The 19080-nt window shown below is 62.2% G+C and carries 17 protein-coding genes; 11 read left to right on the forward strand and 6 right to left on the reverse strand.

What is annotated here, in order from left to right; translation table 11 throughout:
• Positions 1–15 precede the first annotated feature (15 nt).
• A complete protein-coding gene (locus V1294_RS34520) occupies positions 16–180 on the reverse strand; it encodes a hypothetical protein (RefSeq protein ID WP_334484977.1) in 165 nt (54 codons plus the stop codon).
• A gap of 407 nt (positions 181–587) precedes the next feature.
• On the opposite strand from V1294_RS34520, the gene V1294_RS34525 reads away from it, so the two are divergent.
• The gene (locus tag V1294_RS34525; protein ID WP_334503585.1) at positions 588–1517 is read left to right on the forward strand and encodes a DMT family transporter; all 930 of its coding nucleotides are present in this window, start codon (positions 588–590) and stop codon (positions 1515–1517) included.
• Between the two features lie 2 nt (positions 1518–1519).
• Here the strand turns inward: V1294_RS34525 and V1294_RS34530 are convergent, their stop codons facing one another.
• The gene (locus V1294_RS34530; protein WP_334503587.1) at positions 1520–2509 is read right to left on the reverse strand and encodes a zinc-dependent alcohol dehydrogenase family protein; all 990 of its coding nucleotides are present in this window, start codon (positions 2507–2509) and stop codon (positions 1520–1522) included.
• Between the two features lie 103 nt (positions 2510–2612).
• Between V1294_RS34530 and V1294_RS34535 the strand changes: the two genes are divergently transcribed.
• From V1294_RS34535 to V1294_RS34545, 3 genes are all read left to right on the forward strand, one after another.
• Positions 2613–3512 carry a LysR family transcriptional regulator gene (locus V1294_RS34535; protein ID WP_334484981.1) on the forward strand — a complete coding sequence of 300 codons (900 nt, stop codon included), beginning with the start codon at positions 2613–2615 and terminating at the stop codon, positions 3510–3512.
• Positions 3513–3619: 107 nt separating this feature from the next.
• Positions 3620–4441, forward strand: coding sequence for an MlaD family protein (locus tag V1294_RS34540; RefSeq protein WP_334503589.1), 822 nt, complete (start codon positions 3620–3622; stop codon positions 4439–4441).
• A 77-nt stretch (positions 4442–4518) separates the two neighbouring features.
• On the forward strand, positions 4519–5694 hold the full coding sequence (locus V1294_RS34545) for an alpha-hydroxy acid oxidase (RefSeq protein WP_442895473.1): 1176 nt from the start codon (positions 4519–4521) through the stop codon (positions 5692–5694).
• A gap of 68 nt (positions 5695–5762) precedes the next feature.
• Here V1294_RS34545 and V1294_RS34550 read toward each other — a convergent pair whose 3' ends face one another.
• Positions 5763–6167 (reverse strand): hypothetical protein, encoded by a 405-nt coding sequence (locus V1294_RS34550; RefSeq protein WP_334503593.1) that lies wholly within the window; start codon positions 6165–6167, stop codon positions 5763–5765.
• 76 nt (positions 6168–6243) lie between these two features.
• On the opposite strand from V1294_RS34550, the gene V1294_RS34555 reads away from it, so the two are divergent.
• Positions 6244–6852, forward strand: coding sequence for a TetR/AcrR family transcriptional regulator (locus V1294_RS34555; protein ID WP_334503595.1), 609 nt, complete (start codon positions 6244–6246; stop codon positions 6850–6852).
• A 35-nt stretch (positions 6853–6887) separates the two neighbouring features.
• Here V1294_RS34555 and V1294_RS34560 read toward each other — a convergent pair whose 3' ends face one another.
• Entirely contained in the window at positions 6888–7289 is a 402-nt protein-coding gene (locus V1294_RS34560) for a DUF1330 domain-containing protein (protein ID WP_334503596.1), read from the reverse strand.
• Positions 7290–7404: 115 nt separating this feature from the next.
• Between V1294_RS34560 and V1294_RS34565 the strand changes: the two genes are divergently transcribed.
• The 3 genes from V1294_RS34565 to V1294_RS34575 all read left to right on the forward strand — a co-directional run bounded on the left by V1294_RS34565 (position 7405) and on the right by V1294_RS34575 (position 11342).
• On the forward strand, positions 7405–8343 hold the full coding sequence (locus V1294_RS34565) for a DMT family transporter (protein ID WP_334503597.1): 939 nt from the start codon (positions 7405–7407) through the stop codon (positions 8341–8343).
• A gap of 151 nt (positions 8344–8494) precedes the next feature.
• Complete coding sequence (locus V1294_RS34570; RefSeq protein WP_334489940.1) at positions 8495–9421, forward strand: Bug family tripartite tricarboxylate transporter substrate binding protein; 927 nt, start codon at positions 8495–8497, stop codon at positions 9419–9421.
• A 694-nt stretch (positions 9422–10115) separates the two neighbouring features.
• A complete protein-coding gene (locus tag V1294_RS34575) occupies positions 10116–11342 on the forward strand; it encodes a Spy/CpxP family protein refolding chaperone (protein WP_334503599.1) in 1227 nt (408 codons plus the stop codon).
• A gap of 211 nt (positions 11343–11553) precedes the next feature.
• Here the strand turns inward: V1294_RS34575 and V1294_RS34580 are convergent, their stop codons facing one another.
• Positions 11554–12690, reverse strand: a complete 1137-nt coding sequence (locus V1294_RS34580) for an OpgC domain-containing protein (protein ID WP_334503601.1) — start codon at positions 12688–12690, stop codon at positions 11554–11556.
• Positions 12691–13786: 1096 nt separating this feature from the next.
• Here V1294_RS34580 and V1294_RS34585 point away from each other — a divergent pair.
• Entirely contained in the window at positions 13787–14506 is a 720-nt protein-coding gene (locus V1294_RS34585; RefSeq protein WP_334485001.1) for a response regulator, read from the forward strand.
• Positions 14506–16035, forward strand: coding sequence for a sensor histidine kinase (locus tag V1294_RS34590; RefSeq protein ID WP_334503603.1), 1530 nt, complete (start codon positions 14506–14508; stop codon positions 16033–16035). Before V1294_RS34585 ends, V1294_RS34590 begins: the two co-directional genes overlap by 1 nt.
• 50 nt (positions 16036–16085) lie before the next feature.
• Here V1294_RS34590 and V1294_RS34595 read toward each other — a convergent pair whose 3' ends face one another.
• Complete coding sequence (locus V1294_RS34595; protein ID WP_334503605.1) at positions 16086–17771, reverse strand: methyl-accepting chemotaxis protein; 1686 nt, start codon at positions 17769–17771, stop codon at positions 16086–16088.
• 252 nt (positions 17772–18023) lie between these two features.
• On the opposite strand from V1294_RS34595, the gene V1294_RS34600 reads away from it, so the two are divergent.
• Entirely contained in the window at positions 18024–19067 is a 1044-nt protein-coding gene (locus V1294_RS34600; RefSeq protein ID WP_334485007.1) for a C-terminal binding protein, read from the forward strand.
• Positions 19068–19080 lie beyond the last annotated feature (13 nt).

Here is a 19080-nt window from a genome sequence, read left to right on the forward strand (position 1 = left end):
GGCTCCGGCGGGGCCCTACGTGGAGAGTTGTGGCTGCGTCTGCGCCCATAGCATCGCCTCGATGATGGCCCTGCGCAGTTTCGGGCGCTGCTCCTCATCGCATTCGATGAACGCCAGTATAGAATTGGCGCGAACGGCAAACTGGTGACGTGTTTCGGCTTCGGCTTCTTCGGCCGACATTGGCTTGTTCAAAGGAATAACCCATCATCTCTAGAAATTCGCCTCACGGACAGACGAAGCTGCTGCGCAGCCGCCGCCTGCAAAACCGTGGTCCCAGCGATCGAACGAACGCCCTGTACTGAAATTAAACCCGGAATAACCCACGCCATGCGCCCGGAAAACAAACCAGGGTTGGGTCGCATGAATCAATCGTGTTTTGATTGCATAATCGCGTACCCGCTGGCAACCCCAAACAACGGGCAAGGAACAGACAGGGGGACAGTCTAGGCGGCTGCATGGTCGCGATGCATCCTGCACCATTGATGAGCACCGCAAATCCGTGTCTGTGGCGGGGGCCGGGCCACATTTCCGGCCCGGCGACGTCGGCCGGGCGGGCCGCGGCGCCATGAACCGGGCCTTATCCTGAAATGTCGGCTTCCGAACAGACTTCATCCGCCCGATCCGGGAACTGGCTCGCCAACCAGCCTTATCTGCTGCTCAGCATCACCGCGCTGTGCTGGGCCGGCAACGCCATTGTCGGGCGCATGGCCGCCGGCCATATCGCTCCGGTGACGCTTTCGTTCCTGCGCTGGTCGTTCGCATTCCTGATCATCCTGCCGTTCGCCTGGAGGCATCTGGTCCGCGACTGGGCCGCGATCCGGAGCCGCCTCGGCATCATGATCCTGCTCTCGATCACCGGCATCGGCGCGTTCAATACCCTGCAATACTGGGCGCTCGAGCACACCCAGGCGCTGAACACGCTGTTGTTGCAGTCGGCCGGCCCGCTGGTGGTCGCGGTGTGGTCGCTGCTGCTACTTGGGGTGCGGCTGACGCTGGCGCAGGCGGCGGGCGTGATGCTGTCGATGGCCGGCGTGCTGATCATCCTGATGCATGGCGACCTCACCAAGCTGTCCGGCATCGACTTCAACATCGGCGACCTGATCTTCATCGTGGCGCTGGCGATCTTCGGGATCTATTCGGTGCTGTCGCTGAAACGCCCCGATATCCACGACCTGTCGTTCGTCGCCTTCACCTTCGGCGCCGGCGCGGCCTGCCTGATCCCGCTGTTCATCTGGGAACTGTTCGCGCGACCGCCGATGCAGATCGATACGGCCAATCTGCTGACGCTGTTCTATGTCGCGCTGTTTCCCTCGACGATCGCCTATCTCTGCTACAATCGCGGCGTGCAGCTGATCGGCGCCAATCGCGCCGCACCGTTCTTCCACGTGGTGCCGGTGTTCGGAACCATCATGTCGATCGTCTTCCTCGGCGAGCACCCGCAGGCGTTTCACTTCATCGGCTTCGCGCTGGTGCTGGCCGGGGTATTCGTGGCGTCGCGAAAACCGAAGACGGGCTGAGCTCAAAGCGTCACGACAATCTTGCCGAACTGTTCGTTGGACTCGAGAAATCGATGCGCCTCCACGATCTGATCAAACGAAAAGGTCTTTGCGATTACCGGCTGTAGCGAACCCGACTTCAGCCCCGCGAGCACGAACGCCTTGGCGGCTTCAAGCCGCGCCGGGTCGCCGACGATCTCGTGCATGAGGTAGCCGCGCAGCGTCAGGCGCTTGCTCAGCACATTGAACAGCGGAAAAGGTGTCGGCTCCGAACTCAGGCCGCCATACTCGATGAGGATGCCGCCTGTCGACATCGCCGCCGTCAGAGGCTCAAAGATCGGGCCTCCAACCGCATCGAACACGACCCGAACGCCCGTGGGGCCGGCGATTTCCTTCAGCCGCACTTCCAGATTCTCTTCCGCTGAAGCGATTACATGCGCGGCACCGAACCCTAGCAAGGCCCGCTTTTTACGGGACGTCCGCGTGACCGCGATCGCAGTCGCGCCGGTCTGGTTGGCAATCTGAATGGCGGCAAGTCCGACACTGCTGGATGCCGCCGTAATGACCACGAAATCCTCCCGCCGCAGCGTGGCGATCTCGATCAGTGCGCCATAGGCGGTGACGGTTGGCATCCAGATCGCTGCCGCCGCCTCAAAGCTGAGCGAACGCGGGTGCTGGACGACGAGTTCGGCAGGGAAGCTCGCCAGCTCGCCATAGGCGGGCCACCGGACCATCGATAGCGGAGGCACCACGCTGACGGCATCGCCCAGCGCGAAGCTGTCGACGCCTGCACCGACCGCTTCGACGATGCCGGCTGCTTCCAGGCCAAGCCCGGAAGGTAATGTCGGCGTCTCGATATAAGAGCCGGAACGGAGCAGCACTTCGGCACGGTTGAGCCCCAACGCCCGAACGCGGATTTGCACCTCGCCCGGAGCGGGCGGTGGCACATCGATATTCTCGATGCGCAGCACCTCGGGACCCCCATGCTGATGAAAACGGACGACGCGAACCATTCGACAAACTCCAAAACAATTGAGCTGAATAGGTAATGCCAAGCTTCACTGGAGCAATAAATCCCTTCCCAAGCAGGACAGTCGAAACTAATGGTTTTGAATTATGGATCGTCTTTCCAGCATGGCCGTATTCGTCAAAGCCGCCGACCTCGGCTCGTTCGCGGCCGCGGCGGATGCGCTCGATCTGTCTGGACCCATGGTCGGCAAGCACGTCCGGTTTCTCGAACAACGTCTGGGGGTTCGCCTTATCAACCGCACCACGCGCCGTCAGAGCCTGACCGAGTTCGGCCGCGCCTACTATGATCGGTGCCGATCAGTGCTCGCTGAAGCCGAGGCCGCGGACGCACTCGCGGCCGAACAACTTTCCGAGCCGCGCGGCAAGCTGCGGGTCACTATGCCCGTGCTGTTCGGCCGCCGCTGCGTTGCTCCGGTGTTGCTGGAGTTGGCGGGGCGGCATCCCCAACTCGAGCTCGATCTGTCTTTCAGCGATTCTCTCACCGAGCTTTCTGACGGCGGCTTCGACCTCGCAATCCGCACCGGCACGCTGCAGGACAAGGCCGGATTGATCGCCCGTCGCATCGCGCGCCAGCGCATGATTGTCTGCGCCTCGCCATCCTATCTGGCGACTCACGGAACCCCGCGAGAGATCGAGGATATAGGCAAACATCAAGCCATCCTCTATGGCCGTTCCGGTCATGCGAGCCCCTGGCTGTTTCCGCGCGACGATCAGCCTCCGATGCAGCTCATGCCGGTCAGCCGCTTCCGGCTCGACGATCTCGACGCCATCGCCGATGCTGCGGCTGCGGGGATGGGAGTTGCGTGGCTACCCTATTGGCTGGTTCGCGAACGGATTCAGGCAGGCGCCCTTGTGCCGTTACTGCCCAATCAAACCGGTTTCCTGTACGACGGCTATGCGCTTTGGCTGCAGGCACCTTATTTGCCTCTGAAGGTTCGTCTTGCGGTCGACGCGCTGGCGGCGGCCTTGCCGGGGCTGATGACGTGAACGGCGATCACGCCGCCCGCCACGGAAACGCTGGCAGCGCATGCATCCGCGGTGACTTTATCTGCCAGATCCGCTACTCCTGAAGCGTGTTTCGCTTAAGGCATTCGATGAAGGTTCGCGCCAGCAATCTGTTGATCGGCACGCTCGTCCTGGCCCTGATCGGGGGATCGCTGGGCGGGTTTCTCGGCTACCAGAAGTTCGTCAGCGCCAAGCAGAAGGTGCCGTTCCGGGTGATCTTCGAAGGTTCGGCGTCCGGCCTGCGCAAGGGCGGCAGCGTGAACTTCGCCGGCATCCGGGTCGGCGAGGTAGTGTCGCTCAAGCTCGACCATCCGCGCCGCGTCGTGGCGCTGGCCATGATCGACGGCAACACGCCGGTGAAAAGCGACACGCAAGTCGGCCTCGAATTTCAGGGGCTGACGGGTATCGCCGCGATCTCCTTCACCGGCGGCTCCGATGAGGCGCCGCCGCCGCCAAAGGGCCTGGACGGCATTCCCGAGCTGACCGCCGATCGGGACGGGACGCTCAACACCCAGGAAAAAATCCGGGTGGCGCTGCGCAACGTCGACCGGGTGATTGCCGACAATGAGGTGGCGATCAAGGATACGCTGCGGAATTTCGAGACCTTCACGGCCTCGCTGACCGGTGACGGCGAGAAGATCACCAGCATCATCGCGACCGCCGAAAACGGCGTCAACGCCGTCGACGGCGCGCTGACCAAGACCAAGGATTTCTTCGGCAGCCTCGCCAGCGACAAATATGGCGGCGAATTGCTTCCGACCGTGATCTCGATGCGCGAGCTGATCGAAAGTTTTGACAAGAAATCCGGGACGCTGATGGCGGACACGCGAAAAATGTTTGGCGAAATCAGCCAATCCATCAACAATAGCAAGTACGGCAGCAGGCCCCCCGCCTCGCCCGCCAGACGATAGCTTGAATCAATACCAGAAATAACGGAACGCCCGACGTGCTCGACAAATCCACCGCTGTGACCGCGCCGCCCGCGACCGTGACCCGCACCGAGAGCGCGGTCCCGCGCGCTTTACAAAAATATCTCGCGCTCGACGATTTCGAGCCTGTCGCACGGCGCCGGATTCCAAAATTCCTCTACGGCTACATCTCCGGCGGCGCAGAGACCGACGCGGCCATGCGCGACAACCGCAAGGCCCTCGACGAATACGGTTTCGTACCGCGCGTGCTCAACGACGTCTCCGGCCGCGACCAGACCACCATGCTGTTCGGCAAGACCTACGCCTCGCCGTTTGGCATTCCGCCGATGGGCTCGTCGGCGCTGTCAGCCTATCGCGGCGACATCGTGCTGACGAAGGCGGCGAAAGCCGAAAACGTGCCGATGATCCTCAGCGCCTCGTCGCTGATCACGCTGGAGGATGTGCGCGCCGCCAATCAGGCCGCGTGGTATCAGGCCTATCTGGCAGGGTTGCCGGAGCGGATCGAACCGCTGGTCGATCGCGTTGCAGCCGCCGGCTACGATACCTTCGTCGTCACCGCCGATGTGCCGGTGCCGCCGAACCGCGAGAACAACATCCGCAACGGCTTTCAGGTGCCGCTCGCGATCACGCCGCGCGTGTTCTGGGACACGGTCACCCATCCGCACTGGCTGTTCGGCACCTGGGCGCGCACCATGATGAATTTCGGCATGCCGCATTTCGAAAACATGGATGCCAAACGCGGCCCGCCGGTGCTGGCGAAAAACCTGATGCGCAATATCGGCGCCCGCGACCAGCTCGCCTGGAAGCATGTCGAGCTGATCCGCAAACGCTGGAAGGGCAAGCTCGTCGTCAAGGGACTGGTCTCGCCGGCGGATGCGCGCATCGCGCGCGAAAGCGGCGTCGACGGCGTGATGCTGTCCAACCATGGCGGCCGCCAGCTCGACTACACGATGTCGGGCCTGCGCACGCTGCCGGAGATCGCGGCTGAAGCAAAGGGTGTGACAATCATGGTCGACGGCGGCATCCGCCGCGGCACCGATGTGATCAAGGCGCTCGCGCTCGGCGCGCATTTCGTCTGGGTCGGCCGTCCCTTCCTCTATGCCGCGATCGCCGGCGGCGAAGCCGGCGTGCAGCGCGCGATCGCGCTGCTGAAAGCCGAGATCGACCGCGACCTGGCGCTGCTTGGTATTCGCTCGATAAGCGAGATCACGCCGGACCTGGTGCGGAAGTTCTAGAGACCGAAAAGGCTTTCACCTCAACGGGTCGTGGCACGCCCTGCCCGCGGATGGAAGCCAAGTCAGGCTCACGCATAACGCGCTGCACCCATGCACACCGCCGTCACCGCCAGCAACAAGGCCGCGACGCGCTGGGCGGTAGCGATGCGCGAGCGCGCATCTGCCGCATCGGCCTTGCCATTGCGCAAGCTTCGGATCGCGCGACCGCCGATCGCGCCCTGGACGGTGGCGGCAAGCAGCGCGGCGAGTGCGCCCACAGCCAGGATTTGCTCGGCCGTACCGAACATGCCGGCATGAACGGAGTGTCCGAGATAGGCGCCGGTCAGTATCGTGACAACAGCAGCGCCCATCTGCGGACCAAGCAACTGCTCGCCGCCGGCGCCACCGGTTCGCGCCAGCGTAAAGCTCGATCCTGCCCAGAACACCGATGACAATACGTGAAGGGACAGGGCTATGATGAGGGGAATCTGCATGGGGCTAGCTCCGGATCGGATGTTGAAATTAGATATACGTACTGTATAGTCAATTCGTCAAAAGGATGGCGAGTGAATGAAAAAGCGCGCCTATGTGAGTTCCGTGCGGTCAGAAGCCGCGGCGGAGAAGCGCGATCGCGTCATCGAAGCCGCGGCGAAATTGCTGCGCGAGGATGCGAGCATCGCGCGGTTTTCGCTGGACACGGTGGCGAAGGCGGCCGGCGTGACGCGGCTTACCGTCTACAATCAGTTCGGATCACGGCGCGGCTTGCTCGAGGCAGTGTTCGACGACATCGCCCGCCGGGGCGGGCTTCATGAAATCGCCGATGCCATGGCGATGCCGGAGCCGTTGCTGGCGCTGGATCGCGTGGTCGAGATCTTCTGCGGCTTCTGGGCCAGGGACCCCGCCATTGGCCGCCTCCACGAGGCGATGGCGACCGATCCCGAATTTGCAGAGGCGCTGCTCGAACGCAACGAGCGGCGGCGCAAGCTGGTCAGGATGCTGGTCGGACGCATCGCCGCGAAGACCGCATCGCGCCGCGCGCGCGAGAACGCCGTCGACATGATCTTTGCGCTGACGAGCTATCCGATGTTTGCGATGCTGAACCGCGGGCGGCCGACCAGCGAGGTCTGCCATCTGGCACAAACGGCCTGCCGCGCGGCGGTCGATCCGCTGTCGCGCTAGCGCCGTAGCCCGGATGGAGCGCAGCGAAGTCCCGGCTACGGGATCTTGAACTTGCTGTAGGCTTCCTCCGTCGCGATGATCACATGCTCCGCGCAGCCATTGGTGCGGTGCGGGTCGCAGCGCTGCTCGTAATCTTTCGACGTCATCATGTCGATGAAGGCGGTCACCGTGGGATAATACACCAGCGCCAGATAATCCCACTGATTGCCGTCCTGCTGCCCGAGCGCGACCGCCTTGGCGTCGCCGGTCCACAGCAGCGTGCCGCCGCGCGCCTTGATCATCGGCACCGTGAGCGCGCTATAGCGCAGATAGGCGTCCCATCCCGATCCGTCACCGTCGAGCGAACGCTCGCGAAACCGCATCAGGTTCACCATCACCACCGGCCCGTCGTGGTCCAATTCCTCAAGACCCCTGACATTCAACAAATCCACGCCCATCGATCGGCACCTCGCAGGTCAACAAAAGCGCAAAGACAATGCACAGGACATTGTAGCATTGCACGCATGGGACTTGTCGTGTGGCGGAAAATCCGGCCTATCTCGACTCGCGACCATGACCCAGCCCGCACCAGCGCCGCCTGCTCTTCATCCTCTCAGGTGGCTGAACAACCAGCCTTATCTGTTGCTGAGCCTGACCTCGCTGTTCTGGGCGGGCAACATCGTGCTGGCGCGCCATGTTGCCGGCCATGTGCCGCCCTTGACGCTGTCCTGCGTCCGCTGGATCGGCACCTTTCTGATCCTGCTGCCCTTTGCCTGGCCGCACCTGAAGCAGGACTGGCGGGTGCTGCGCGCGCATCTGCCGATGATGCTGTTTCTGTCATTGGTCGGATTCGCCTACAACAACGCGATCTCCTACTGGGCCCTGCAATACACCGAGGCGCTGAACGCGCTGTTGATCCAGTCGGCCGGACCGCTGTTTGTCGCGTTGTGGTCGCTGGCGCTGTTCGGCATCCGCCTGACCGGCGCACAGCTCGCCGGCATCACCATCTCGCTCGCCGGCGTCCTGATCATCATCCTGCGCGGCGATTTTGGCGCACTCGCCAGCATCAGCTTCAACCGCGGCGACCTGATGTTTGCCAGTTCACTGGTGTCGTTCGGGCTGTATTCGGCGCTGATCCCGCGCCGGCCGGTGACGCACGCGCTGTCGCTGATTTCGTTCACCACCTGTTGCGGCGCGCTGATGCTGGTGCCGTTCTCGATCTGGGAATTCTCGACCGGCGCCACGCTGAAGTTCGACTTCATTTCGATGGCGACGCTGGGCTATGCCGTGATCTTTCCCTCGACGCTGGCCTATCTGTTCTTCAACCGCGGGCTGGCGCTGATCGGGCCGAACCGTGCCGCGCCGTTCTTTCATCTGGTGCCGGTATTCGGCTCGGCGATGGCGATCCTGCTGCTCGGCGAACAATTGCGGATATTCCATCTGGCGGGCTATGTGCTGGTGCTGGCCGGCGTCGTGATCGCTTCCAGGCGGGCCTCGGCGAAGAAGACTTGAGCCGGCCTGCGGCGTGGCGCCGTACCGGCTTCCCCTTTCGATCCGGGCAGGCTAGCTTGCCGGCCAATTCAACATAAAAATAACTTGAGGAAACAACGATATGTTCGCGTTATGGAAACGGTACCGGCACGTCGCCGCAGCGGCTCCCCTGATGCTGGCGATGATCGCCACGGCTTCCGCGCAGGCGCCCTACCCGAACCGCAACATCACGCTGGTGCTGCCGTTCGCCGCCGGCAGCGGCACCGACACCACGACGCGCCTGATCGGGAAAGAACTCGGTACAGCCCTCGGCGTCAGCATGGTGATCGAGAACAAGGCGGGCGCCAACGGCTCGATCGCGGCGAGCCATGTCGCCCGCTCCGCGCCCGACGGCTACACGCTGTTCGTGACGACGAATACGTCGCATTCGGCCAATCCGTATCTGCTGAAGAACATGACCTACGATCCGGTCAAGGATTTCACGCCGATCGCGCGGACCGGCGACCTGCCGTTCATGCTGGTGATCCATCCGGACGTCCCGGCCAATTCGGTGGCCGAACTGATCGCGCTCGCCAAGAAGGAGCCGGGCAAATACTCCTACGCCAGCGGCAGCTCGTCGGCGATCGTGTCGGGCGCCACGTTCGCCCGCCTCGCCGGGATCGATCTGCTCCACGTCCCCTACAAGAGCTCGCCACCTGCGCTGACCGATTTGATCGCCGGCCGCGTCTCGATGATGTTCATCGATGTCCCGACCGGCCTGCCCCACGTCAACGCCAAGGCGCTGAAGGCGCTTGCGGTTACGACCAAAAAGCCCTCGGCGCTGCTGCCGCATCTGCCTACCATGGACGCCACGGTGAAGGGTTTCGACATCACCTCATGGCAGGGTTATTTCGGCCCGGCCAACATGCCGAAGGACGTGGTCACCAGGTTGAACGCGGAAATCCGCAAGGTAATCGAACGGCCCGACATCAAGAGCCAGCTCGCCGAGCGCGGCATGGAGGCGTTTTCCGGTACGCCGGAAGAGTTCGACGCCTTTGTGAAGGACCAGCTCAAGGTGTGGGAGAAGCTGATCACGGAAGCGGGGATCGAGAAGCAGTAGGACGGGACCGCACTGCGTAAGGTGGGCAAAGCGAAGCGTGCCCACCTTTTACGTTGCGAGCCGTTGATGGATGGTAGGCACGGCGCAAGGGCGCCTTTTTCCCACCCTGCGGGTGCGGGCCTCAAATGCTACGAACTTGCCAATTCCTTTGTGCTTGATCTCCTCGAGCAACTTCGGATCGTGTAAGGAAATCGTGCGACGTGAGAATGAGCAGCGGACCGCTCGCCGTGAGCAGTAAGAGCGATTTCATCGGACTCTCCCTCGCGGTTGGGCTGAATTCACGCGTCATGTCCGGTCTGGTTGGACAGTTTCGCTGACGCTCCCAGTATAAGCCAGTTCACCGGTCATAACGATTCCAAGGGGCATGATCTTGTACTGTCGGACGGTCCCGGGATGCTCGGTCGCATCGAGGTGAGTGACGCGCATGTCCGGGAAGTCGGGTTCACCATTCCGCCTTCGCTGCTAGCCTCGCGCTGACGAGGCGATCGAATGAGTGCGTTCACTTCCGAAATTGGCACCTTGAGACATGCCGACGGACTCTGAGAATGTCCGCCCATCGGGGAGGACCGGAGGTGATCTGGTTATCGCTGGCTTTCAGCGCGATGCCTTGGTCTGTATGGCAAATGCAGGGAACTTTCGGTTCCTCTCCGCGTCATCCAAAGTGACGCGATAAGGCTTGGCGCGGGAGAGTGCCATGTCGAAGACCCGCATTGGAATCGCCGTTGTCGTTCTGGCAACCCTGCTGTCGAGTCCGGCCCTGGCCGGAGTGCGTCTTGGCATCGGTCCCCTTGGGGTCGCAAGATTCGCGGTAGCCCGCGTATTGTCACTAGGGGGAGTACATCACGGTCGTGCCCTTGCTCGTCACGGCCAAATCCGAACGGCTTCCCTCAAATCGCAAAACGTGCGCAACGCCATGGAATCGGGGCTTCGCAACCCGGCGGTGCGCAGGCAAATCGTCGCGGCTGCAGCGTTGGCGGGTTGGCATGGCGGTCAAACCGCGAAGGGGTGGTGGCGGCACGGCGACGGCGGATATGGATGGGTCGGGCCGCTGTTTTGGCCATTCGCCATTTACGATATCTACGACTACGCCATCTGGGAGGACGGCATCGGCTTCTGGGACTACGGTTATCCTGACATCTATGCCGCGATCTTTGCGCCTTACGGCCGTGATGATCTCGCCGCCTATACGGGACCGAGCCCACGCGGCCGAAGACATCGCAGAGTCCCTCCGCTACAGCAGTTCTGCGGCGATGACAGCCGCGAAATTGCCGACCTCCCCATCAATCAGATTCAGCAGGCGATACAGCCGAATGAGGCGCAGCGCGCCGCTTTGGACGATCTTGCCAACGCATGGATCTCGGCCGCCCAGAGGATTCGGGCGTCGTGTCTGACGCAGACGCCGTTCACGGCACCGGGCCGGTTGACCGTCATGCACCAGCGCATCGGGGCGATGATCGAGGCAGTGTTAGCCGTGCGGCAGCCGCTGGGGAAATTCCATGACCTGCTGGAAGACGAACAGGAAGCACGTCTCAATGCACTCGCCGAGGATCGACGCAGGACGTCCGCCGCAAGCAGGGCCACGGAAGCGCCTGCCCAAGGTTGCGGCGCGGCGCAACAACCAGCCGTGTTGCAATGGCCGGCGGACGAGATCGAGGCCAGGCTACGACCGAACGATACTCAACGCGCGGCTCTTAAAGTGCTGCAGGACGCCAATGCCAGGGCTGTCGACATCCTGACCGCCGAATGCCAGCCGAGAGACGCGATCACACCATCCGCTCGCCTCGACGCAGTGGACGTGCGGCTCGTTGACATGCAGCAAGCGGTCTATCTGGTGAGCGCCGCGCTCGAGGGCTTCTATGCTACGTTAAGCGACGAGCAGAAGGCGCAGTTCGAGGCGATCGGACGAAAACGAACGGCGTAATTTCCCGATCGGTTGCCATCGCTGAACCGCAGCCCGATCCAGAGGACTGCTACGTCCCCACGGTCGCAGCAGCATAGGACAAGGTAAGCTGCTGCAATGGCGCGAGCGCACAAACTAAATGCCATCAGCGCCGCAGCCTGGCGGCGATCTCGGCGATGACGGCATTCTTCGTCTTTCATTGATATTCTCGCTGATCGCAGTGTTCGCTAAACTATTGCTGCCTGGGCTTGATGCTAACCAGGTTCAGCAGCGTTGCGGTCGCGATCATCGCCGCAATGCCAACGAGACTCACCGCTATCTGCATCGCAAGCCCGTCCGAGATGTCGAACAGCGCCATGTGGCCGGCGAACGCCAGCAGAACGCCGAGGCAAAAGATTGGCAGCGAGTTCTGGCCACAGCAGATCGCGCCGCGCATCACCGGCGTCGTCAGCCCTCGCCAATTGCGAGGCACGAACCATGCTGTCAAGACCGCTATGGCCAAAAAATGCAGCAATCGCAATGGATCGAGATTCGATTTATCCAACGGGTGCAGCTTCGCCAGCGCCTGCGGGATCAGGGCTTCCAGCGGCTTGATGCGCCAGCTCAAGGCGATGACCAGGCTGAAGAGCAGATACAGGACCGCAAGTCCAAGCACCGTGCGTGAGGTGACCCACGGCCGGACTCTCTTTTCCTCGAGCATCCACCACGCGCCAAGCACAACGAGCAGCTGCCAGGCCAGCGGATTGAAGGCCCAATGGCCGCTCGGCCACGCCGGGACGGTCCAGCCGAAGACATGCACCAGCACATAAAGCGCCAGCGACGCGCCAAGCGTCACGTTCGGCAGTCGCAGCAGCAGCCACAGCAACGGCGCGAACAAGAGATGAAGAAGCACGAAGATCGGCAACACGTCGGTGTTGACCGGACGGTATTGCAGTATCGCCGCGTGCGCGAGCGTCGCGCCCGGATGGTCCAATAGAATGCGCGTATTGCTCTCGTCAGCGAGGCGCCCGCCGCCTGTGAGGTGAACCAGGATGGCGCAGGCGAGCGTGAGCAGCAGAAATGCGACATAAATGTCAAAGCTTCGCCGCAGCGTCCGGCGGATCACTGCGGTCCAGCCCTCGCAGCGCCATGCCTTGCCGTAGGCCAGCGCGCAGGTTACGCCCGAGACGAACATGAATATTTCCGCAGCATCGCCGAAGCCGTAGTTCCGCAGCGTCAGCCAACTTCCGATGTTGTTGGGGACATGGTCGAGAAATATCCACCACAGCGCGATGCCTCGGCAGGCATCTATTCGCAGGTCGCGGGCGTTGCCTTTCAGCTCCGGAAGCTCGCCGACGATTAGCTTGGGGATGGTGACTCGATCGTGCATCTGGGTTATCCCAAGCCGGCAAACTGAACCTGCCGCTGGAGGCTCTGGTGTGAGCTGGTTCACCTTCAAAGATTATTTTTGCGCTGTCGCTTGAGACAAATTTGCGCGCCAACGTTGAGCGTTGCTGGCTTCGCAATTGATCCGTTGAGCTACGCAATTACGGCCGCCCGCCTTCGGCGCTTGACGATTTCTCCTCAAGTCGGCTCTTGGAGAAGAGCGTTTTGTACGCGACGGCAGTCAGGCTGATCGGCCGAGGATGAGCTTTCGTGACTGACACGACATGGCCCGCAAGAAGTAACGGCGGGCACTCTGCACACGAACTTAGGATTCTGCTCGGACGTCAAACCGTCGTCCTCCGTCACGAGGCGAGAAACAGCCATGCGATCTCCACTGTGCAGCAAATCAAGGGGCGGGGTCGAGGTCGAGGTATTCCGCAACACCAAAACGAGCAGCCAGCTTATCCGCACTGCGGCTCTGCGAAGAAGCAGTCCCTTCGGTGTAGCGTAGTCTTCATCGCCCCCGGCCGATGAGCCTTTCGAGATTTCCGAAACGCCCCCGTGGCAAACGGCGTGCCTCGCATCGTACATGTAACACTCCTGCTTCGTTGAGCGTGCGCACGATGAAGTCCGGATGTCGCAGAACTTTGCCGACCGCTGCCGGGAATTGTCGCGATCTGTCTCAGGAATGCTGCATCGCATGGTCCGCGACAATTGCGGCCTCGGTGATGGCCACTCCTGCTACTTTTTAATGACCTTGCTCTCAATGCGGTTTCTTAAGTTGCATCAAGTCTTGGCGGGCATACGGGTCTGCGACAATTTGCGACAAAGTTGGCTCACCGGGACAACGTTCTGCGACAGCTTGTGCCTAAATTGCTTCAGCCAGATCGGGGAATCATGCACATGAGGCCGGTTCCCGCTCGGATCGGCCGGCATCGGCATCGGGATCCTGCGATCCCGATCCGATGCCGCGACGCTGTAAGCGAAGCCAGCCACAAGCATTTGATTTCGGTCGATCATGCGCGACCGATACATTCTGATACACTTTTCCGATGGGTTGGGTGCAGGACTTCAGTATGATCCGGGACGGAGCAAACTAGATGGACTCGGCACCTCACATCGCCGTCGTGGATGATCATCGCGATATTCGCGATCTGGTCGGCAAGTACTTGATGCAGCATGGCTACCGCATCAGCCTTGCGGAGAGCGCTGTTGCACTCCGCCGTTTGCTCGAGCGAAGTGCTCTGGACCTGGTGGTTCTTGACGTCATGATGCCGGGCGAAGACGGACTGTCCGTCTGCCGCCATCTGCGCAGCACCACGGACCTTCCCGTTATCCTGTTGACTGCGATGGCTGAAGAAACCGATCGAATCGTCGGCCTGGAAGTAGGTGCCGATGACTATGTGAGCAAGCCATTCAACCCCCGCGAACTTCTCGCCCGTATCAAAGCGGTGCTTCGACGAGTCCAAAGCCTGCCGCCGCAAAAGGGCCGGCTCGCGACCAAGGTTGTACGTTTTGATCGATGGACCTTTGACGTCAACCGGCGCGAGTTGACGGGCGACGACGGCGTCGCAGTGCCGCTCAGCACGGCGGAGTTCCGTCTGTTGTGCGCATTTCTCGATCATCCGGGCCTGGTACTCAGCCGCAATCAGCTCCTTGATCTGACGGTCGGCCGAGATGCCGATCCATTCGACAGGAGCATCGACAATCAAGTCAGCCGCTTGCGGAAGAAGATCGAGGCTGACCCGAAAGTACCAGCATTGATCAAGACCCACTGGGGCGGTGGATACAGCCTCGCCGCACAGGTCGAGCAACCATGATGAACTTGTGGAAGCGTAGTCTTGCGGCCCGTTTCATCTGTTTCACACTGCTGTCCCTCGTGCTGTCGCAAGCAATCGTGTTCTTCATTTCGTGGGATGAGCACGGGCAGACGATTCGGAAGGCCGCCAAGGGTGAGATACTCAGCCGGTGCGCTTCGCTCGCCCGAGTGTTGGAGGCGACGCCTCCGGCGCTTCAAACCGATATCCTTAACGCCAGTAACACCAGTACGGCGAGATATTGGATATCGGCCAACGGTCTGAAGGATGCCTCCGCGTGGCGAGAGGAAGCATGGGAGCGTTTGGCTCAGCCATTGCCGCGCGTGTCCTTTCCCGGCCATACCGTGCCGGCCGAAGCGAGGCCGGATTTCGCCCGAAATAATGCCAGCAGTGGCAGCGCCTCCTCCTCGCAATGGATCGATCTAAGGCCGGAAGCCTGGCCGCTGTCTCGACCAGCGAAATTTCTTTATCTCGATGACGCCACCGGCATGGGATTGGCCGTCCGGCTGGCGAACGGTGCATGGCTGAACACTGCATTTGCCAAACCCGCGCAAGACGGCTTCTGGACCTCCAAATCCACCCTAGCGCTCGGCCTCTCCGCGTTGTCGTTGTCGATCATTGCCGTATTCGCCGCACGCGGCATCGCGCAACCATTGCGCCGGCTCGCCGTAGCGGCTGAAGCCCTCGGCCGTGGTCAGGAGGTCGTACCGCTGCCGGAAACCGGCCCCGACGATATCCGACGCACCGCCGAGGCATTCAATCGCATGCAAGCGCGTCTGCACCGTTTCGTCGACGACCGCACCAAAATGCTGGCCGCCATCGGCCATGACCTGCGTACACCCCTGACCTCGCTCCGTTTGCGCGCAGAATTCGTGCCCGACGACGACGTCCGCGAGAAAATGCTCTCCACAATTTCGGAGATCCAGACGATGACAGAGGCAACCCTCGCATTCGCTCGCGAAGACGCAACCGCCGAAAACACGCGGACCGTAGACCTCTCAGCTCTCGTGGAAAGTCTCTGCGACGATCTTGCCGAACTCGGTCATGACGTCTCTTTCTCCGAGGGACAGAAGATCAGCTATAGCTGCCGACCGGACGCGCTGCGCCGCGCATGCCGTAACCTCGTCGAAAATGCCGTTCGTTATGGCGAGCGGGCGCGCGTCAGCGTGGAGAGACGAGCAGACAGTATCGAAATCATCGTTTCGGACGATGGGCCCGGGATTCCCGATACCGCCAAGGAGCAGGTTTTTACGCCGTTTTTCCGGATGGAGAGTTCGCGGAACCGCGAAACTGGAGGCGTAGGCCTCGGCCTTTCCATTGCCCGGTCTATTGTCCGTCACCACGGCGGAGACATCGCCTTGATCAATAAGAAAAAGGGACTGCACGCGGCCATTAGCTTGCCAGCGCTGGATGGCGGACCGCCGTCCATTAGCCGACCGGTCACGATCGCAGGAGCGAAGGACGTCATCAACGCTCCGGCAAAACCTTCGCCGGTGGCCACGATCTTGCAGCGCGCGTCGAAATCATATTGATCGTTAAGCAGACCGCCGATGCGCGAAGGGCCGGAGGATGAGTGCGCGCCCTACGCCGCCCGCACCTTGCCCAAGAATTCATCCACCGCGCTGCGCAGCATGCCGGACTGGGTGTCGAGCTCGCGGGCATTCGCCAGCACCTCGGAGGCCGCCTTGCCGGTCGCCGCCGCCGCCGTGGTGACACCGCCGATATGGGTGGATATCTCGTTCGATCCGGCCGCCACCGACTGAATGTTGCGGGCAATCTCGCGGGTGGCGCCGCCTTGCTGCTCGATGGCGGTCGAGATCGAAACCGTGATCTCGCTCATCTGCCCGATGGTTTCGGTAATGCCGCCGATCGAGGCCACGGCTTCGCTGGTGGAGGCCTGCATGGCCGCGACCTGCGAGGAGATTTCCTCGGTCGCCTTCGCGGTCTGGTTGGCAAGCGCCTTCACTTCCGACGCCACCACCGCAAAACCGCGGCCGGAATCGCCGGCGCGCGCCGCCTCGATGGTGGCGTTGAGCGCGAGCAAATTGGTTTGCGCTGCGATCGAGTGGATCAGCTTGACCACTTCGCCGATCTTCTCGGCGCCGATCGAGAGCGCGCCGACGGTGGCGTTGGTGCGTTCAGCGTCGCTGACCGCCTTGCTGGCGATCTCGCTGGAGCGCGCCACCTGACGGGAAATCTCGGTCACCGAGCTGGAGAGCTCTTCCGCGGCGGATGCGACCGTGCCGACATTGTCGGATGAACGCTGCGAAGCCGCGCCGACGGTCGCAGCCCGCGCGCTGGCGTCGCTGGCGGTAGCCGTCATGGACTGCGCGGTGGTCTGCATGCCGGCGGCCGCCGTCGACACCGAGCGCACGATGCCGGTCACGCTGCGTTCGAAGTCGCTGGCGATGCTTTCCATCGCCGCCCGCCGCTCGGCCTCGGCGCGAGCCTGCACTTCGGCTTCCTTCTGTTCAAGCCCGCGGATACGCACCGCATTGTCCTTGAAGATCTGGACGGTCGCGGCCATCGCGCCGATCTCGTCGCCGCGGCCGGCGCCGGGAATTTCGCCGTCCAGCTTGCCGTCCGCCAGCTCCTGCATGCGGGCGCCGAGCTCGCCGAGCGGCTTACTGATGCTGCGGCCGATCATCCAGGCGATGCTGCCTGAAATCAGCGCGATGCCGAGAATGGCGAGCCCGAGCACCCAGGCGATCGGCTTCATCTTGGTGTCGAGATCGTCGAGATAGGCGCCGGTGCCGACGAACATGTTCCAGCCGGGCACCGCGACCGCGTAGGAAATCTTGCGGCTCAGTTCCTCCTTGCCGGGCTTCTTGAATTCGTACGTCAGGGTCACCTCCCCTTTCGCCGCGACGCCGTCGCGGAGCTCGCGCGCGAGCTTTCTGCCGTTGGTCTCGACATCGAGGCGGTTCTGACCGATCTGCTTGGGATCTGAGTTCAGGACCGTGATTCCATCCATCATATAGGCGAACACGTAGCCGGAGCCGTTGTCGAAAGTCAGCGTATTGCCTCGCTTGCTGAATTCGGCAATCGCCGCTTCTTTGGTCAGCTGGCCCGCCTCAACCTGCTTCTGCAGCCCGAGCGCCATGTTGCGCGCCATGTCGACGATCGCCCTGGTCTGATCAATCCGCGCGTTCAGCATCTCCCGCTGCATCAAATAACCCGCAAGCGCGCCGGCGGCGCAAAGGCCCAGCAGGGTCACGCCCACCAAAATACCGAGTTTGGGGGTGATCTTCAGGTTGGTCAGGTTCACGGGGGATCTCCGGGAAAAGGGCGCCAGGCGCGTTTTGGCGGATTGATTCGGCGCACCATATCGTGAGACCCTTTAGCGCTTTGTTACGCCACCTGCGTAAAAGTCCCGATGCGAAGATAATGCCTGCAAGGGCAACCGGGAATTGTGCGGAGAACCGGCCAGCTCGCGTAAAGGTCGCGTAACAGATCAGGGCGGCGACGCGATGCCACCGCCTTAAACCAACACCGAAAAGTCAAATCGGGAGAGCAGGAAATGCCGAAATACAGGGTGCTGACGCCGAAGGGCGCGAGCTTCACGGTCGCCGGCGGCGGCTACGATTATGAAAAGGAAGCGCTCGATCCGATCGGGGCCGAAATCATCGAGGCGCCGGCCAACGAGGCGGAATTCATCGCCGCCGCAAAGACCGCGGACGCGATCTACGCCAAGGGCATGCCGATCACCAAAGCCGTCATCGACGCGCTCGAAAACTGCAAGGTGATCACGCTCGGCAGCGTCGGCGTCGATTCAGTCGACGTCAAGGCCGCCACCGCCCGCGGCATTCCCGTCACCAACATCCCCGACACCTTCATCGAGGAGGTCGCCGACCACGCCATGATGCTGCTTCTCGCTGGGTTCCGCCGGCTGGTCGAGCAGGACAAGATGGTGCGTACCGGCCGCTGGTCGGAGGGCCGGCCGGCGCTTTTGAAGATCCCGCGGCTGATGGGCCAGACGCTCGGCTTCATCTCGTTCGGCCGGGTGGCGCGCGCGGTCGCCAAGCGCGCGGCGCCCTTTGGCCTGCGCATGATGGCCTACGATCCGTTCATCCAGGAAACGCTGATGTACGATCACGGCGTGATGCCGGCGACGCTGACAGAGGTGCTGTCGCAATCGGATTTCGTCTCGATGCATGCGCCGGCCCGGCCCGAGGTCCATCACATGCTCACTGAGAAGCATTTCCGCCAGATGAAAAAATCCGCCGTCTTCATCAATACGGGCCGCGGCGCCACGGTGGACGAGGAATCGCTGATCAAGGCGCTGCAGGAGGGGTGGATCGCGCATGCGGCGCTGGACGTGCTGGAAAAGGAGCCGCCGTCCCACAACAACCCGATGCTTTCGATGGAAAACGTTACCCTGACCGCGCATGTGGCGTCGGCATCGGCACGTTTTGACGAGGCGCGCAAGCGCCGCGTAGGCTACGAATTGTCACTGGTCCTGCAGGGGATGTGGCCGGTAAGCTGCGTCAATCCGTCGGTGCTGCAGAATACTGCGCTGCGGCGATGGCAGCCGGTCAGCATGGACCGCGGCCCGAACAGCTAGCATGATCGCGATC

The organism is Bradyrhizobium sp. AZCC 1678 (assembly GCF_036924765.1).
GTDB lineage: Bacteria > Pseudomonadota > Alphaproteobacteria > Rhizobiales > Xanthobacteraceae > Bradyrhizobium > Bradyrhizobium algeriense.